The organism is Methylobacterium terricola (genome assembly GCF_006151805.1).
GTDB classification, from domain to species: Bacteria; Pseudomonadota; Alphaproteobacteria; order Rhizobiales; family Beijerinckiaceae; genus Methylobacterium; species Methylobacterium terricola.
Genome location: NZ_VDDA01000012.1, coordinates 49224 through 65403 on the forward strand (window position 1 = coordinate 49224; position 16180 = coordinate 65403).

The 16180-nt window shown below is 69.9% G+C and carries 13 protein-coding genes and 2 tRNA genes; 8 read left to right on the plus strand and 7 right to left on the minus strand.

Going from position 1 to position 16180, the window contains the following annotated elements; all coding sequences use genetic code 11:
- Window positions 1-3: 3 nt before the first annotated feature.
- Together FF100_RS22535 and FF100_RS22540 are read right to left on the minus strand one after the other, a co-directional pair.
- Window positions 4-705 carry a hypothetical protein gene (locus FF100_RS22535; protein WP_139038007.1) on the minus strand — a complete coding sequence of 234 codons (702 nt, stop codon included), beginning with the start codon at window positions 703-705 and terminating at the stop codon, window positions 4-6.
- Between the two features lie 37 nt (window positions 706-742).
- A complete protein-coding gene (locus FF100_RS22540; protein ID WP_139038008.1) occupies window positions 743-2254 on the minus strand; it encodes a leucyl aminopeptidase in 1512 nt (503 codons plus the stop codon).
- 297 nt (window positions 2255-2551) lie between these two features.
- Between FF100_RS22540 and lptF the strand changes: the two genes are divergently transcribed.
- From lptF to rsmA, 5 genes are all read left to right on the plus strand, one after another.
- The gene (gene lptF / locus FF100_RS22545) at window positions 2552-3724 is read left to right on the plus strand and encodes an LPS export ABC transporter permease LptF (protein ID WP_139038009.1); all 1173 of its coding nucleotides are present in this window, start codon (window positions 2552-2554) and stop codon (window positions 3722-3724) included.
- 7 nt (window positions 3725-3731) lie between these two features.
- Window positions 3732-4820, plus strand: coding sequence for an LPS export ABC transporter permease LptG (gene lptG / locus FF100_RS22550; RefSeq protein ID WP_139038010.1), 1089 nt, complete (start codon window positions 3732-3734; stop codon window positions 4818-4820).
- Window positions 4821-7490 (plus strand): LPS-assembly protein LptD, encoded by a 2670-nt coding sequence (locus FF100_RS22555; RefSeq protein ID WP_139038011.1) that lies wholly within the window; start codon window positions 4821-4823, stop codon window positions 7488-7490. It begins immediately after the preceding gene.
- 100 nt (window positions 7491-7590) lie between these two features.
- Complete coding sequence (gene pdxA / locus FF100_RS22560; RefSeq protein WP_139038012.1) at window positions 7591-8613, plus strand: 4-hydroxythreonine-4-phosphate dehydrogenase PdxA; 1023 nt, start codon at window positions 7591-7593, stop codon at window positions 8611-8613.
- Between the two features lie 53 nt (window positions 8614-8666).
- Window positions 8667-9446, plus strand: a complete 780-nt coding sequence (gene rsmA / locus FF100_RS22565) for a 16S rRNA (adenine(1518)-N(6)/adenine(1519)-N(6))-dimethyltransferase RsmA (protein WP_246102266.1) — start codon at window positions 8667-8669, stop codon at window positions 9444-9446.
- Between the two features lie 227 nt (window positions 9447-9673).
- On the opposite strand, the gene FF100_RS22570 is transcribed toward rsmA, so the two are convergent.
- From FF100_RS22570 to lipB, 3 genes are all read right to left on the minus strand, one after another.
- Window positions 9674-10645, minus strand: a complete 972-nt coding sequence (locus tag FF100_RS22570) for a TIM44-like domain-containing protein (protein WP_139038014.1) — start codon at window positions 10643-10645, stop codon at window positions 9674-9676.
- 190 nt (window positions 10646-10835) lie between these two features.
- Entirely contained in the window at window positions 10836-11984 is a 1149-nt protein-coding gene (locus tag FF100_RS22575) for an ATP-binding protein (protein ID WP_246102235.1), read from the minus strand.
- 131 nt (window positions 11985-12115) lie between these two features.
- Window positions 12116-12841: a lipoyl(octanoyl) transferase LipB gene (gene lipB, locus FF100_RS22580; protein WP_139038015.1), complete on the minus strand. Its 726-nt coding sequence runs from the start codon at window positions 12839-12841 to the stop codon at window positions 12116-12118.
- Window positions 12842-12900: 59 nt separating this feature from the next.
- Here lipB and FF100_RS22585 point away from each other — a divergent pair, with 59 nt between their 5' ends.
- The 3 genes from FF100_RS22585 to FF100_RS22595 all read left to right on the plus strand — a co-directional run bounded on the left by FF100_RS22585 (window position 12901) and on the right by FF100_RS22595 (window position 13673).
- Window positions 12901-13206 (plus strand): FliM/FliN family flagellar motor switch protein, encoded by a 306-nt coding sequence (locus FF100_RS22585; protein WP_139038016.1) that lies wholly within the window; start codon window positions 12901-12903, stop codon window positions 13204-13206.
- 123 nt (window positions 13207-13329) lie between these two features.
- Window positions 13330-13414, plus strand: a tRNA-Leu gene (locus FF100_RS22590).
- Window positions 13415-13588: 174 nt separating this feature from the next.
- A tRNA-Leu gene (locus tag FF100_RS22595) sits at window positions 13589-13673 on the plus strand.
- A gap of 1033 nt (window positions 13674-14706) precedes the next feature.
- On the opposite strand, the gene FF100_RS22600 is transcribed toward FF100_RS22595, so the two are convergent.
- Entirely contained in the window at window positions 14707-15486 is a 780-nt protein-coding gene (locus tag FF100_RS22600) for an ABC transporter permease (protein ID WP_139038017.1), read from the minus strand.
- Window positions 15487-15569: 83 nt separating this feature from the next.
- Window positions 15570-16145, minus strand: coding sequence for a peroxidase-related enzyme (locus tag FF100_RS22605; protein ID WP_425463343.1), 576 nt, complete (start codon window positions 16143-16145; stop codon window positions 15570-15572).
- Window positions 16146-16180: the final 35 nt, after the last annotated feature.

The following is a 16180-nucleotide window of genomic DNA, read 5'->3' on the forward strand; positions in this document are numbered from 1 at the left end:
CGGTTAGCCTCTCCTCCCGGGCGTTTCAACCGATGGGCGGGACACGGCAGAGGAGAGGACGGCATGCGGCAGGAACGCCGCGAGCACGAGGCCCCCGGCCAGAGCCGCCTGTCCCCCGGAGAGCGGCACGCGCAGGAAGTCCGACAGCCCGAGGTCCCGCGCGGCCGCCAGCAGGGCGAAGGCGAAGGCGAGCGCGACGAGGCGCAGGAGCCCCCGGCCGAAGCCGCGCCAGCGGTCGCCGCGGCGCGGCAGGCCGCGGGCGACGAGGACCGGGACGCCGATGGCGAAGCCGAAGACCATGGCGGTCATCGTCAGCCCGAGGCCCTGGGCCGCCAGCATCGTCTGGCCGGACAGGAAGGCGACGCTGCCGACCGAGTAGCCGGTGCGCAGCACCAGCCCGCCATAGGTCGGGTGCAGCGACAGGCCCAGCACCAGGGCGAGGCCGAGGAGCGCGCCGAGCCAGCCGCGCCATCCGGGGGCGGCAACGGGCAGGAGCGCGACGCGCGCCGCCCCGTAGGCGATGGCCGGGAAGAACAGCGGGTAGCGGTCGGCGAAGAAGCCGTAGGCGTACTGGCCGAATCCGGCCGCGTCGAGGCGCGCCTGCGTCACGCCGGCAGCGGCAACGAACGCCACCGCCGCCAGGGCTGCCAGGAGAGGCGCGAGGGCGGCGAGCCGCCCCCGCCTGCGGGATGACCGGAAGGTCATCGAACCGGCAGGGACCCCGAAACAGGGACGCCGGCGCTCACGCCTCGTAATGGTCGCGCACGAGCCGATCGAGGAGGCGCACGCCCCAGCCCGAGCCCCAGGAGCGGTTGATCTCGCTCGCCGGCGAGCCCATCCCGACGCCGGCGATGTCGAGGTGGATCCACGGCACGTCGTTGACGTAGCGCTTGAGGAACTGCGCCGCCGTGGCCGAGCCGCCGTGCCGGCCGCCGGTGTTCTTCATGTCGGCGAATTTCGACTCGATCAGCTTGTCGAAGCCCGGCGCCAGCGGCATGCGCCAGACCTTCTCGCCGGTGGCCTCGCCCGCGGCCGAGAGGCGCTGCGCCAGCTCGTCGTTGTTCGAGAACATGCCGGCGAATTCCTGGCCGAGCGCCACCAGGATCGCGCCCGTCAGGGTCGCGAGGTCGATCATGAAACGGGGCTTGTAGGTCTGCTGGACGTGCCAGAGCACGTCGGCGAGCACCAGGCGGCCTTCCGCGTCGGTGTTGATGATCTCGATCGTCTGGCCCGACATCGAGGTGACGATGTCGCCGGGGCGCTGGGCCTTGCCGTCGGGCATGTTCTCGACGAGGCCGATGGCGCCGAGCGCGTTCACCTTGGCCTTGCGGCTGGCGAGAGCGTGCATCAGGCCGACGACGCAGGCGGCGCCGGCCATGTCGCCCTTCATGTCCTCCATGCCGCCGCTCCCCTTGATGGAGACGCCGCCGGAATCGAAGGTCACGCCCTTGCCGATGAAGGCCACCGGCGCCGCGGAGGCGTCCTCGCCGCCGTTCCAGCGCATGATGACGACCCGGGCCTCCTTGGCCGAGCCCTGCGCGACGGCGAGCAGCGCCCGCATGCCGAGCTTCTTCATGTCCTTCTCGTCGAGGATCTCGATCTCGACGCCGAGCTTCTCGAGGCCTGCGGCGCGGCGGGCGAATTCCTCCGGGTCGAGGACGTTCGGCGGCTCGTTGACGAGTTCGCGAGCGAGGGTGACGCCCTCGGCCAGCCCCTCGGCGCCGCGCAGCGCCTTCTTCAGCCCGGCATTCTCCGGCACCAGCAGGGTCAGGCGCCCTCCCCCGCTCGTCTCCTCGCCCTCCGGCGACTTCTTGCTCTTGTAGCGGTCGAACTTGTAGGCGCGAAGCCGCGCCCCCAGCGAGAAGGCCGCGACCTCGTCCGAGGTCGGCGCGGTGCCGGGCCATTCGAGCACCACGGTCGCCGACCGGCTGCCGAGCTTGCCGGCGGTGAAGCCGCCGAGCGTCGCCCAGTCGCGCGAGGCCGCCTCGTCGGAGCCGGTGCCGATCACCACCAGCCGCTCGGCCGACAAGCCGGCCGGGGCGGTGACGACGAGGGCGCTTTGCGCCTTGCCCTTGAACCGCTCGACGCCGGCCGCGCGGGTCACGAGCTCGGCCGCGCCGGGCCCGGCGATCTCGGCCGCCCGCGCCGACAGGGCGAGGTCCTCGCCGACGAACAGCACGAGGTCGCCGCCGGGCCTGGCCTGCGCGCCCGACGCGGCGAGGGATTCGATCTCGATGCTGATGCCGTCCGCCATGGCGTTGCTTTCGTCCCGTCTCGGTTCGCGCGTCTTCTCGAGGCGCTGCGTCGGCCCTGTGTAGCGGGGCGGGCTGCCGGAACGCAACGCGGCCGGGCGTGCGACCGCCTGCCTCCGGCGGGCGGACCTCCTGTGGCCGCCGGTCGCGCGCCCGGCTGCGCGCCGCTGTGACCGCAGCAGCGCGCCTGCCCGCAAAAGGCCGCACTTGCCGTGCTTGAGGGCAGCCGATGCTTGTGCGGCCGGCGGGGGGCGACTAACCAGCATCGACGCGGAAGGGGGCCCGACCGCAACCGGCCGATGAAGCAGATCGAGCGATACATCTTCCGCATCGCCCTGGGGGCGTTCCTGTCGTGCCTGATCGGCCTCACCGGCGTGATCTGGGTGACGCAGGCCTTGCGCGAGCTGGACCTGATCACCGCCAAGGGCCAGACGCTGCTGATCTTCTTCCTGATCACCGGCCTGTCGCTGCCGACGCTCATCACGGTGATCGCGCCGGTCGCGCTGTTCATCGCGGTGGTCTACGCGCTCAACAAGCTCAACGGCGATTCCGAGCTGATCGTGATGAGCGCCGCCGGCATGTCGCCGCGCCACCTGATGCGGCCGTTCCTGACGCTGGCGCTGATCGTCAGCGCCGCCATCGGCTTCCTGACCATCCAGGTGATGCCGTCGAGCTTCCAGGAGTTGCGCGACGTGCTGACCCGGGTGCGCGGCGACTTCATCGCCAACGTGGTCAAGGAAGGGCAGTTCACCACCCTTGATAGCGGCATCACCTTCCATTTCCGCGAGCGGGCGCCGAACGGAGCCTTGCTCGGCATCTTCATGCAGGACCGGCGCGAGGCCGGGAAGACGGTGGTCTACCTCGCCGAACGCGGCCAGGCGGTCGATCTCGACGGGCAGACCTACCTGGTGCTCGAGAAGGGCAGCATCCACCGCCAGCAGCCGAACAGCCGCGATTCCTCGATCATCACCTTCCAGCGCTACGCCGTCGATCTCGCCGCCTTCACGCCCCCGGACGCCGACACGATCTACAAGCCGCGCGAGCGCTCGACGGTGCAGCTGCTGTTCCCGGACGCCAACGAGACCTACTACAAGCTGACCAAGGGCCGCTTCCGGGCCGAATTGCACGACCGGCTGTCGTCCTGGCTCTATCCCCTGGCGCTCGGGCTGATCGCCTTCGCGGCGCTCGGCGATCCCCGCACCACCCGGCAGGGCCGCGGGCTCGCGGTCGCCGGCGCGATCGCCGCCGTGGTGGGGTTGCGCATCGCGGGCTTCGCCGCCGCGAGCGCGGCGGTGCGCAGCCAGGGCGCGGTGGCGGCGGTCTATGCCGTGCCGGTCATCGCCATCCTGCTCTCGCTTCTCGTCGCGTATCAGGGCAGCCGGGTGCGGGCGTTCAACGCCGCGCTCGCCGCACGTCTGCGCCGCCTCTCGGAGGCGCTGCCGGCCCGGGCGCCCCGGGTCCGGGCGGGCTGACGCCGCCATGCTGATCGGCGTCACCCTCGGCCGCTACCTGGCGGCGCGCTTCCTGCGCATGATCCTGGGGGTCTTCCTCACGGTCTTCGCCCTCGTCTACACCCTCGACTTCGTCGAGCTGATGCGACGCGCCGGCGACGCCGAGGGCGCCTCGGCCGCCGTGATGGCGCGGCTCGCCCTGTTCCGCACGCCCGCGGTGGCCGAGCAGGTCCTGCCCTTCGCGATCCTGTTCGGCGCCATGGCGGCCCTCCTCCAGCTGAGCCGCAAGCTCGAACTGGTGGTGGCGCGGGCGGCCGGCATCTCGGCCTGGCAGTTCCTGCAGCCCGGCGTGATGGTGGCGCTCGGCATCGGCGCCTTCACGGTCGGGGTCTACAACCCGGTCTCGGCCGAGCTGAAGCAGCGCTCGACCGAGATCGAGGCCAAGATCTTCGCCCGCTCGTCGAAGGCCGGCTCCGGCAAGGACCTGTGGATCCGCCAGCGCAGCATCGACGGCCAGGCGGTGATCCGGGCCGAGACCGCGATCGAGGGCACCACGACGCTGGCCGGCGTCTCGGTCTTCACCTTCGACGAGGCCGGGGCCTTCACCCAGCAGATGCAGGCGGCCCGGGCCACCCTGCACGATGGCTACTGGGAATTGCAGGACGTGCGCGTCCAGGGGCTCGACCAGGAGCCGCAGAGCTACGACACCTACCTGATCGCCTCGACGCTCGATCCCTCGCAGGTGCGCCAGCGCTTCACCCCGCCGGAATCCGTGCCTTTCTGGCAACTGCGCCAGACGATCGCCCGGACCGAGCGGGCGGGACTCGACGCCACGCGTTACCGCCTGCAGTACGACGTGCTGATGGCGCGGCCGGTGCTGTTCCTGGCGATGGTGCTGGTGGCGGCATCGGTTTCATTAAGGTTCTTCCGCTTTGGTGGCATCGGCAAGATGGTGCTCGGCGGCGTCGCGGCGGGCTTCGTGCTCTACGTGGCACGGCAGGTGATGGAGGGCTTAGGAGCCTCTGGATTGGTCGCGGCGCCGGTGGCGGCGTGGTTCCCGGCCGTGGTAGGAAGTCTTCTCGGAACGCTCGCGCTTCTGCACCTGGAGGACGGCTGAATGCCCAACCTCCGGAACAGCGTCGCGGGCATAGCGGGTGCGGGGATGGGTCGAGTCGTGCGTAAGGCCGCGGGTGCCGCGGTCACGGGATCCCTGACGGTTCTGCTGGCCGCCGCCGCGACGGTGGGCGCGGGCGCGCCTGCGCGTGCGCAGGGAACCCTCAACGACCGCCTTGCGGCGGGCTCGGCCAAGAATGCCGCGAAGGGCAACAGCGAGCGCCTGCTCGTCGAGGCCAAGGAACTCGTCTACGACAACGACCGCAACACGGTCTCGGCGGTCGGCAATGCCGAGCTGCATTACGGCCCGCGCACCCTGCTGGCCGACCGCGTGCGCTACGACCGCAACACCGGCCGGGTGTTCGCCGAGGGCAATGTCCGCCTCACCGACGAGACCGGCGCGGTGGTCACCGGCGACCGGATGGAGCTGACCGACGACTTCAAGTCCGGCTTCATCGATTCGCTGCGCATCCAGCAGACCGTCGAGCAGCGCGGCCGCCCGGCCCGGGTGCGGTTCTCCGCGCCGCGGGCGGAGCGCGTCGCCGGCGAGACCACGACCTTCGAATACGGCACCTACACCGCCTGCGAGCCGTGCAAGGACCATCCCGAGCGGCCGCCCCTGTGGCAGGTCAAGGCGGCGCGGATCATCCACAACAACGAGGAGCGCCGGATCTACTACGAGGATTCCTACCTCGAAGTCGCCGGCATCCCGGTCGCCTACCTGCCGTATTTCTATTCGCCCGATCCGACGATCCGGCGCGACACCGGCTTCCTGGCGCCGCACTTCGTCTCCTCGAACGTGCTCGGCTACGGCATCGGCACGCCGTTCTTCTGGAACATCGCGCCCGATTACGACCTGACGATCGAGCCGACCTTCCTGTCGAAGCAGGGCGTGCTCGGCCAGGCCGAGTGGCGCCAGCGCCTCGCCAACGGCTTCTACAACGTCCGGGTCAGCGGCATCTTCCAGTCGACCCCGAGCGCCTTCCTGCCCGGCCCCCTCGGCTCGGGCGACCGCGACTTCCGCGGCTCGATCGAATCGGCCGGACAGTTCTATCTCGCCCCGAACTGGCGCGCCGGCTGGGACGTCGTCGGCGTCACCGACAAGTGGTTCCTCGACAATTACCGCATCCGCAACCAGACGATCAGCACGGACTACTTCCGCGAGGCGGTGTCCACCGCCTACCTGATCGGCCAGGGCGACCGCTCGTGGTTCGAGGCGCGGGGCTACTACTTCAAGGGCCTGTCGACCTTCGACTGGCAGAAGCAGCAGCCGATCGTCGCCCCGGTGATCGACTACGACAAGCGGCGCGACGGGCCCGACCCGATCGGCGGCGAGGTGCGGTTCCAGGCCAACTTCACCCACCTGACCCGCGAGGCGACGCAGTACACCCAGATCCCGCGCACCGGGACCTACCTGCTCAGCCCGAGCGTCAACGGCATCACCTTCCCGCTCTACAGCACCTGCTCGGTGTTCGAGCGCGGGCAGTGCCTGGTGAGCGGGCTCGCCGGCGACACCACCCGGGCCACCGCCCAGGTGTCGTGGCGCCGCACCTTCACCGACGAGTTCGGCCAGCGCTGGCAGCCCTTCGCCTATCTGCGCGGCGACGCGTTCTTCGTGAACCCGAACACGACCGGCTACCAGAACCCCGAAGTCACCAACCTGTTCTCGCCGGAATCGAACTTCTCCGGCCGGGTGATGCCGGCGGTCGGCCTCGAATACCGCTACCCCTTCGTCGCCGATTTCGGCCCGCTCGGGGTCCACACCGTGTCGCCGGTCGCCCAGGTGATCGCGCGGCCGAGCGAGAGCCGCATCGGCCGCCTGCCGAACGAGGACGCCCAGAGCCTCGTCTTCGACGACACCTCGCTGTTCGCGTGGGACAAGTTCTCGGGCTACGATCGGGTCGAGGGCGGCGTGCGCGCCAATCTCGGCGCCGAGTACTCGGTGACCGGCCGCAACGGCTTCTACATGAACGCGATGTTCGGCGAGTCGATCGCGCTTGCCGGCGTCAACTCGTTCCGCCGCGGCGACATCGCCAATGTCGGCCGCGATTCCGGCCTCGAGACCACCCGCTCCGACTTCGTCTCGCGGTTCCAGGTCTCGCCGAACCAGAACATCAGCTTCATCACCCGGGCCCGGTTCGACAACGCCACCTTCGCGCTCAAGCGGTTCGAGAGCGGCATCACGGCGAAGTTCGCGCCGTTCCTGCCGCTCGAGACCTCGCTGATCTACGCCCGCTACGAGGCCCAGCCCGAGCTCGGCTTCGACCGCCGCCGCGAGGGCCTGCAGGCCTCGGCGCTCTACAACATCACGCCGAACTGGTTCGTCACCGGCTCGGTGCTGTTCGACCTCTCGCACTACCTCCAGGTGCGCGAACTCTACGCCTCGGCCGCGCAGTCCTACTTCCTCAACCCGACCGTCGGCGGCACCGCGCCGACCTACGACCGCGCCGACAAGTTCTACGTCTCGTCGTCGGGCCTCGGCTTCGGCTACCGCGACGAGTGCACGACGATCTCGCTCAACTACCTGTCGTCGCCGATCGAGACGGCGTCGGGCCTGCGCGAGCGCAACCGCACCTTCCTGCTGCGGATCGAGCTGCGCACCCTCGGCGAGGCGAATTTCCGCCAGAACCTCAGCACCACCACGACGGCGGACGGCATCGCGACCGCCCGGTGACGGGCCGGGCGCTCGGCGCGGGCGCGCCTGGCGCGCTTGCTCACCGTGAGCCGGAATGCGATGGCGCGGGGATGCGCCACCACGGACGGGGATCCCCGCGATGACCACAGCCCTCGCGCTGACACAGGGCGATCCGGCCGGGATCGGCCCGGAGATCACCCTGCGGGCCTGGCTCGCCCGGGAGGAGCACGGACTGGCGCCGTTCTTCGTCATCGGCGACCCGGATTTCCTCGGCCGCATCGCCGCCCGGCTCGGCCTCGCGGTACCGCTGGCGGCAGCCACCCCCGAGACTGCGGCCGGGGCCTTCGCGCGGGCCCTGCCGGTCGTGCGCCTGCCGGACGGCCTGACCGTGACGGCGGAGCCGGGCCGACCCGACCCGGCGAGCGCCGCCGGCACGATCGCCTCGATCGACGAGGCGGTGCGGCTGGTGCGGGCCGGGCGCGCGCCCGCCCTCGTCACCAACCCGATCGCCAAGCACGTGCTGTACGAGGCGGGCTTCCGCCATCCCGGCCATACCGAGTACCTGGCGGCTCTGGCCATCGAACCCGGCGCGGAACCCCCTACGCCGGTGATGCTGCTGTGGTCCGAGGACCTGGCGGTGGTGCCGGTGACGATCCACGTGCCCTTGCGCCGGGTGCCCGACCTCCTCACCACGGATCTCGTGGTCGAGACCGCCCGCATCGTCGACCGCGACATGCGGACCCGATTCGGCCTCGCGCACCCGCGCCTCGTGCTCGCCGGGCTCAACCCGCATGCCGGCGAGGCCGGCACGATGGGCACCGAGGACCGCGACGTGCTGGCTCCGGCGGTGGAGCGTCTGCGGGCCGAGGGCATCGCCATCACCGGGCCGCACCCGGCCGACACGCTGTTCCACGCCCGCGCCCGGGCCACCTACGACGTGGCTCTGGCCCCGACCCACGACCAGGCGTTGATCCCGATCAAGACGCTCGCCTTCGACGAGGGCGTGAACGTCACCCTCGGGCTGCCCTTCCTGCGCACCTCGCCGGATCACGGCACCGCCTTCGACATCGCCGGCCAGGGTCTGGCAAAGCCCGACAGCCTGGTAGCGGCCCTCAAGCTCGCGGGCCGGCTGACCCACTCCGCGGACGGAGCCTCGGCGTGAGCGCCCCGGATGGATTGCCGCCTTTGCGGGAGGTCGTGCAGGCGCACGACCTGATGCCGCGCCGGTCGCTCGGCCAGAACTTCCTGTTCGACCTCAACCTCACCGGGCGGATCGCCCGTTCGGCCGGGCCACTCGAGGGCGTGACGGTGGTCGAGGTCGGACCCGGCCCCGGCGGCCTGACCCGGGCCCTGCTGATGCACGGAGCGGCACGGGTGATCGCGGTCGAGCGCGACCCCCGCGCGCTGCCGGCCCTGGCCGAGATCGCGGCGCATTATCCCGGCCGGCTGGAGGTGGTGGAGGCCGACGCGCTCGCCTTCGACCCGCGGCCGCTGATCGGCGAAGGGCCGGCCCGCATCGTCGCGAACCTGCCCTACAATGTCGGGACCCAGCTCCTCACCGGCTGGCTCACCGCGGAGGCCTGGCCGCCGTGGTGGGATTCGCTGACCCTGATGTTCCAGCGCGAGGTCGCCGAGCGCATCGTCGCCGACGAGAGCGACCGGGCGAATTACGGCCGGCTCGGCGTCTTGTGCGGCTGGCGCACGGAGGCGAAGCTGCTGTTCGACGTGCCGCCCTCCGCCTTCGTGCCGCCACCGAAGGTGACGTCGAGCGTGGTGCGGCTGGTGCCGCGGCCCGAGCCCCTGCCCTGCCGGGTCAGGGCGCTGGAAGCCGTGACCGGCGCCGCCTTCGGCCAGCGCCGCAAGATGCTGCGCCAGAGCCTGAAGGGCGCGACGCCCGACCCCGCCCGCCTGCTCGCCGCCGCCGGGATCGTCGAGACCGCGCGGGCGGAAGAGGTGCCGGTGGCGGGGTTCGTGGCGATGGCGCGGGTGCTCTAAACCCGCTTCGGCAACGAGGGCTGCCGGTCGCGCGCCGCATCGACACCGCATCGCGTCGTTCCGGGCCTCATCGCATGACCCCGGGACGACGCGGGTGGGTGGCGCCTTCGCTGCCTCTGGGCGGCCAACGACCGGGATGCGTCGCAGGCACAAAAAAACCCCCGATCTGCACGAGACCGAGGGCTTCGGGATGAAAGCGGGGAGCGACGCTCCCCGCATCGACGCCGTTATCGCGTCTGCTGGATGGCCGAGACCACCCACTGGCCGCCGCGCTCGCGCAGGAAGGTCCAGACCTCCGTCGCCTCGGGCGGGTTGGTCTCGACGACCTTGCCGCTGGCGCGCTCGATCACCGCATCGCGCAGGGTGTAGCGCATCGCGACGGTGGCGTAATCGACCGGGCCCTCGCGCCAGGACTCGGCGAGATCGCCCTGCTGCAGCTTCACGTCGGCGATCTTGTTGACGACGCCGCGGGCGGCGTTGGCGCGGATCTCCTCGGCGAAGTAGCCGAACATCTCGGGGGTCGTGAGGCGACGCAGGGTAGGGGCGTCCTCGGCGCCGTAGGCGAGCTGGACCTGGCCCAGGGTGCGCTCGAAGGCGTCGAAATCCTGCGGGCCGATGCCGACCTCGTCGCGCTGGGGCGGACGCGCCTGCGGGGCGGCAGCGCCGCCGCCGAGGCCGGCCCCGAGACCGCCGAGACCCCCACCGAGGCCGCCGAGCGGACCGCCCGGACCGGCCGCCGGGCCGCTGCGCTGATAGGCACCCGCCATGGCGGGCTCGGCCCGACGACGGCGGAAGAAGCGCAGGGCCAGGATCACCACGCCGACCAGGAGGCCGACCTGGAGCAGCAGGCCGAGGAACGAGGCGATGCCGCCGAGGCCGCCGAAGAAGCCGCCGCCGATCAGCGCGCCGAGCAGGCCCGCGCCGAGCAGGCCGGCGAAGAAGCCGCCGCCGAAGCGCCGCTGCGGCGCGGCCGGGGCCCCCATCGGCGAGCCGGGCTGGGTCATCGAGCGCTGCATCGGCGCCGGGGCGCCGGGGGCGGTCGCGGTCGAGGGCGGCGCCGAATAGGTCTTGGAGCCGCGCGAACCCATGGAAGATCCGCTGCCGGGACGCGCCTCGCCGGGCGTCGCCGCCACGGCCATGAGGGCCGCCAGGCCGAAGGCCAGAGCCGTCCGGCGGCCGCGGGTGAAGGGGGTCATCATCGGTTCGTCTCAGCCTCGTGCGATCACCAGTCCGGGGCGTCGATGCCCCCAATCGCACATATGGGGGCGCGGGTGGCGCAGTAGAAGGGAGGCATCGCACCGGATGCCATCGCGGTCGTAACTACACCCGATGAAGATTCGCCGATCGCCGCCAGATCTGCCAAGCGATAAATTTTTGTATCGACCGGGATTATTCCACGGCAGCACTCCGTTGCGGGCGCAACCGGGGTGCCTCCGCGGCCGGGAAGGTCATGCGCACGCAGGTGCCCTCGCCGGGCTGGCTGCGCAGGGCGACGGCCCCGTTCTGGCGCTTGACCACGGCGTTGAGGATGGCGAGCCCGGTGCCGCGGCCGGGCTCGCGGGTGGTGAAGAACGGCTCCAGCGCCCGGCCCAGCACCTCCGGCGCCATGCCGGGGCCGGTATCGGTGAGGCTGAGCGCGACGTGGCGCCCCGCCGCCCCGTCGGCGGCCACGCCGTCGCCGCCGTGGTTGCGGGTCTGGACCGTGACGCACCCACCCGCCGGCATCGCCTCGGCGGCGTTGCTGAGCAGGATCTGCAGGATCAGCTCGGTTTGGACCGGATCGACGCAGGCGACCCACAGGTCCTCGGCGAGGTCGAGTTCGAGGCGGCATCGGGCCCCGAGCAGGCCGGCGGCCCGCTCGCAGCCCTCGCGCAGCAGCCGGTTGAGGTCGACCGCCCGCGGCTCCGGCCGGTGCCGGCGCGAGAAGGCCAGGAGGTGGCGGGTGAGCGACGAGGCACGCTCGGCGGCGTCGGTCGAGCGCGTCAGCGCACGCTGCACGAAGGCGTCCGGATGCTCGCCGAGGCGCCGGCGCAGGCCGTCGATGTAGCCGACCAGGATCTGGAGCAGGTTGTTGAACTCGTGCGCGACGCCGTTGGTGAGCTGGCCGAGCGCCTCCCGCTTCTGCGCCAAGGCGAGGGCCGCCTCGAGATCGCGGCTGCGCGAAGTCTCGACGAGCTGAATCAGCCCGGTCCCGGCCGGATCCCGCACCGGCGAGAGGTGGAGCATCGCCCAGACCAGCGCACCGTCGGGGCGACGCAGGGGCAGTTCGGCGCTGGCCGGGCCGCCGGCGGCGAGGAACGCGCGCAGGGCCGCCTCCCCCTCCGCGCCGGCGCCCAGATCCGCGAGGCACGCCGCCGCGACACCGTCGCCCCTCTGCCCGAGCAGGGTGCAGGCGGCCGGGTTGGCGAACAGCACGGCCCCATCGGGCCCGGGCGCGACCAGGAGGGACGGCAGGGGTGCGGCCGCCAGCACGGCGCGCAATCGCCCGGCCTCCCCCCGCATCTCAGCGGCCGGCACTGGCGCGGGCACATCCGGCACGGGCAGACCTCCGTGGTGGCGCGGGCCGGGGCCGCGCTTCTCGCGGCGAGCGGATCGTCGCCGCTGTCCGGCCCGGTACTGTAGAGCAAGTCCGGGCGGCCTGGAAACCGCGCGCCCCGATGCCGCGAGGCCTAACCCCTCGCATCGTCGTCCACCCAGACCGTCGGCCCGAAGATGTCCTCGAAGCGGCCCCGCAGCACCGCGTCGACCTCCGGCAGGGTGACCGGCCGGCCGAGATCGACCAGGCTGGTGACGCCGTGCTGGCGCACGCCGCACGGCACGATGCCGGAGAAGTGCGACAGGTCCGGCTCGACGTTCAGGCTGATGCCGTGGAAGGTCACCCAGCGCCGCACCCGGATGCCGATCGCCGCGATCTTGTCCTCGACGCCCGGCCCCTTCTCCGGCCGGCGCACCCAGACGCCGACCCGGTCCTCCCGCCGCTCGCCCCGCACCGTGAAGGCGTCGAGGCTGGCGATCAGCCAGGCCTCGAGGGCGGCCACGTAGGCGCGCAGGTCCGGCCGCCGCCGATTGAGGTCGAGCATCACGTAGGCCACCCGCTGCCCGGGGCCGTGATAGGTGTACTGCCCGCCCCGCCCGGTGCGGTGGACCGGAAAGCGCTCCGGCGCGACGAGGTCCTCGGGCTTCGCCGAGGTGCCGGCGGTGTAGAGCGGCGGGTGCTCGACGAGCCAAACGCGCTCGAGGGCGCGACCGTCGGCGATCGCGGCGGCGCGCTCCTCCATCGCCGCCTCGGCCGCGCGGTAATCGAGCAGGGGATCGCGCACCACCCATTCGACGGGGGGGCTGCCGGGGGCGGGCAGGAGGCTGCCGGGGGCGGTTCCGAGCCGGTCGTTTACCAAGGCTTCACCATAAGATCGGATTGTTGGCGCATCGTCTCGTGTCAGGGTGGGTGCGTCCGTTGGCGGTACTGGACATTCTCAAGGTGGACCTCGCGGTCGTGCTCGGGCGGACCCGGATGCCGATCCACATGCTGCTGCGGATGGGCCGCGGCGCGGTGATCGAGCTCGATTCCACCGACAGCGATATGGTCGAGATCCTCGCCAACAACCACCCGATCGCCCGCGGCCAGATCGTGGTCACGGGCAACCGCATCTCCGTGGAGGTGACCGAGCTCATCCGCAAGGCCGAGGTGGTGCAGGAACCCGGCATCCGCATCGGCGACGGCGCCGCCTCGCTGCTGGGTGCCCTGTCGGACGCCCTCTAGGCGAGAATGTTCGCCGGATCCGCATCCGGGCGCTTGCGTCCCCGGGAGGGGACTGGTATTCGCAGCCTCGCTTCGGACGGGTCTCACCCCCGCCCCGCCGCTTTCGGCGAGATGAAGCAATCCGCGGCCGTGGCGGAATTGGTAGACGCGCTAGCTTGAGGTGCTAGTTGGGCAACCAGTGGAGGTTCGAGTCCTCTCGGCCGCACCATTCCTTCCCCTAGGGATCGAATGGAACCTGAATTCGGTGCGATCGGCTCGATCCTCAGCGAGCCGCCCCACTGGATGAGGTTGCCGATGCATGGTACCGCCCAGCGGGTCATGCGGTCGATATTGGTACGCTTGTTTTACAATGACCGGATCGTTTTGACATCCGGAACTCTCCGCGGCCGTGGCGGAATTGGTAGACGCGCTAGCTTGAGGTGCTAGTTGGGCAACCAGTGGAGGTTCGAGTCCTCTCGGCCGCACCATCCCGTCATCGTACGGGATCCCTGTGTCTTCATCTGAAAGGCACAGATTCAGCAATGGTTGTGAGACGAGGCGTTTTATTCGGCTTGTCTGACGGTTGCGAGAGCCGATACACCGCCCCAATCCTATCGTTTTCTTCAAAGCTCTCGACCGTGCCGGCATTCCGCCCGCGATCGCGTTCCACTTCCTAAAAGGCCCTCTCTGTAGAGGCTCAGGGGGCGGCATCCCGTGCGGTATCCCCACTTGTCTGGGATACTGAGGCCCAGGAGCCAAGCTGGATGGTGCCCTGCGGTGACGGATTACGGCTGGCGCATCCCCGCGGCTCTCCGGGATGCGAGTGGAGTCGCTGTTGCCGCTCCGACCGCACCATCCGCAGGACTGCACAATCGGCAGGTGCCCGACCAGGCGGCGCTGGACGTGATCTCCTTCGTGCTCCACGCCGGCTATCCGTGAAATGCCCTCGACAGAGACAGGATCGCACCTCGTTCTCAGCTCATCGCCGCCTCCAGGAGGGGCGAGGGCCGGCAAATTTGCGGTGTTCTGACGTGATGGGCTTTTCGGCCCGATGGTCGTTGGGGATCAACGGCGAGTGGCCGTCTCTCGCAAGGGCGCGAAGCAGTGCACTGCTGGGTGGAGAAGACAACCGGATGGCGGCGCGGAGAAGAGTTCGTCAGAAAAGCGCGATCACGGCAAACGGGCATGGCGAGGCGTCGTAGAGCGCTGCCATTCCTGGGCTCAACCTCATTCGCGCCCTGCTGATCCACCGGTCCACGACGTCAGAGAACACTCTGGCATTCCTTCAACACCCCGTCATCATCGCCTGCCGACAGGCTTCGGTAGGAGATCCTCCAAGCCGCATCATGATTCGCGCTCGACCTGTCGATGTTCCTCTACTCCTGCCGCGCCGGATGAGCGCAGCCCTATTGTCGCATTTTACATGCGAGCCATTCGCACAGCCGAGCGATGCCAGCCAAGGACGCGCCGTACCAGCGCGACCTTGAACATCATTGCGAGGCGGGATGCGACCCACCTGCATCAGTTGAGGAAGCGCGGCACCACGAAGCGGATGCCCAGAAGACCGATCAGTGCCATCGCGCCACTGACCATGAGCACGAACAGGATGTCGGCATCCGCCCCGTAACCCGGGTAGAACGCCGACCGGCACACCTTGACGATGTGCATGAGCGGGTTCCACTGCACGTAATTATAAATGACTGCCGGCATCGACTCGACCACGATGACCGTTCCACTGGTAAAATATATTATGAGTATAGGAACGATGACAATCATTATCCACTGCGGGAGCATTTGCGAGATAAAGACATTAAAAAACCCTGCCCCCATCGCGAAAAACAGCGCAAGCAGCATCGATTCACAAAACGCAAAGGGATCCCTAGGAATGATTTGAGCGCCACAACACGCTGCGATGAAAAATACTATGAAAATACTCAGGCTGCTGGTGCAAATTTCGACGATCGCGCGCGACATCACAACGTCGAAGAATTTGACTTGAGGAAAATAAATGAGCTGCTTGTTTGCCAGCGGCCCCTCCATCATCTTTCTAGACATATAGTTGAGAATGATGTAGGGGGATAGACCGGAGACGGCGAACAGCACGATGCTGTCACCAATCGGCGTCGGCTTTTTCATGACGACGTAGATGGCGGTAATCACGAGGATGTGGGCGCAGGGCCACAAGACCGCGACGGCGTAGCCCCACATCGTGCCGCCGAAGCGGGTGCGGATGTCGCGCAACATGAGCGCGCCGAGGACGTCCAGCTGGATCTCGATCGCCGATTTTGCCTGATACGCCATCCACCGCTCCCGTCGGGCGACCCGCGTGCCTGTCTCGTGGAGGCCTTAGGCCGCCATTGCGGCAACCGGGTGACCGGCCGCGGTCACGCCTCGTCCGGTGCGGGCAGGATCCGGGCCTCGCCGTGGTAGGCACGGTTCGGGCGCATGTCGACGGCCGAGGCCATGCGGTTCGACATGTTGAAGAAGCTCGCCACCGCCGAGATGTCCCACAGGTCGCGCTCCGAGAAGCCGGCATCGCGCAAGGCGTCGCGATCCTCCTCCTCGATCGTCCAGGGCGCCTCGGTGAGGGCGACCGCGAAATCGAGCATGGCACGGTGGCGGGGCGAGAGGTCGGCGGCGCGGTAGTTCATCACCAGCATCTCGGCGAGCACCGGATCGCCCGAGAGGCTGCGCACTGCGGCGCCATGCGCCGTAAGGCAGTAATAGCAGCGGTTCACGCTCGAGACCACGACGGCGATCATCTCGCGCTCCAGCTTCGACAGGCCGGAGGGCGCCAGCATCAGGTCGTTGTAGAGGGCGGCGAAGGCCTCGAGCTTGGCGTTGTCGTGGGCATAGGCGAGCAGCACGTTCGGCACGTAGCCGATCTTCTCGCGGCACTTGTCGAAATAGGCCCGCATCTCCGGCGACAGGTCCGGCGAGGGGGTCAGGTCGAGGGCCATCACGGTGCCCTCCCTCTCCTGCGGCACCGGCCGCT

Coding starts and splice junctions, on each gene's coding strand:
- FF100_RS22555 (WP_139038011.1), top strand. CDS start 4,821: ATGCCCAACCTCCGGAACAGCGTCGCGGGCATAGCGGGTGCGGGGATG.
- FF100_RS22570 (WP_139038014.1), bottom strand. CDS start 10,645: ATGATGACCCCCTTCACCCGCGGCCGCCGGACGGCTCTGGCCTTCGGC.
- FF100_RS22605 (WP_425463343.1), bottom strand. CDS start 16,145: ATGGCCCTCGACCTGACCCCCTCGCCGGACCTGTCGCCGGAGATGCGG.
- lptG (WP_139038010.1), top strand. CDS start 3,732: ATGCTGATCGGCGTCACCCTCGGCCGCTACCTGGCGGCGCGCTTCCTG.
- lptF (WP_139038009.1), top strand. CDS start 2,552: ATGAAGCAGATCGAGCGATACATCTTCCGCATCGCCCTGGGGGCGTTC.
- pdxA (WP_139038012.1), top strand. CDS start 7,591: ATGACCACAGCCCTCGCGCTGACACAGGGCGATCCGGCCGGGATCGGC.
- FF100_RS22600 (WP_139038017.1), bottom strand. CDS start 15,486: ATGGCGTATCAGGCAAAATCGGCGATCGAGATCCAGCTGGACGTCCTC.
- rsmA (WP_246102266.1), top strand. CDS start 8,667: ATGCCGCGCCGGTCGCTCGGCCAGAACTTCCTGTTCGACCTCAACCTC.
- FF100_RS22535 (WP_139038007.1), bottom strand. CDS start 705: ATGACCTTCCGGTCATCCCGCAGGCGGGGGCGGCTCGCCGCCCTCGCG.
- FF100_RS22540 (WP_139038008.1), bottom strand. CDS start 2,254: ATGGCGGACGGCATCAGCATCGAGATCGAATCCCTCGCCGCGTCGGGC.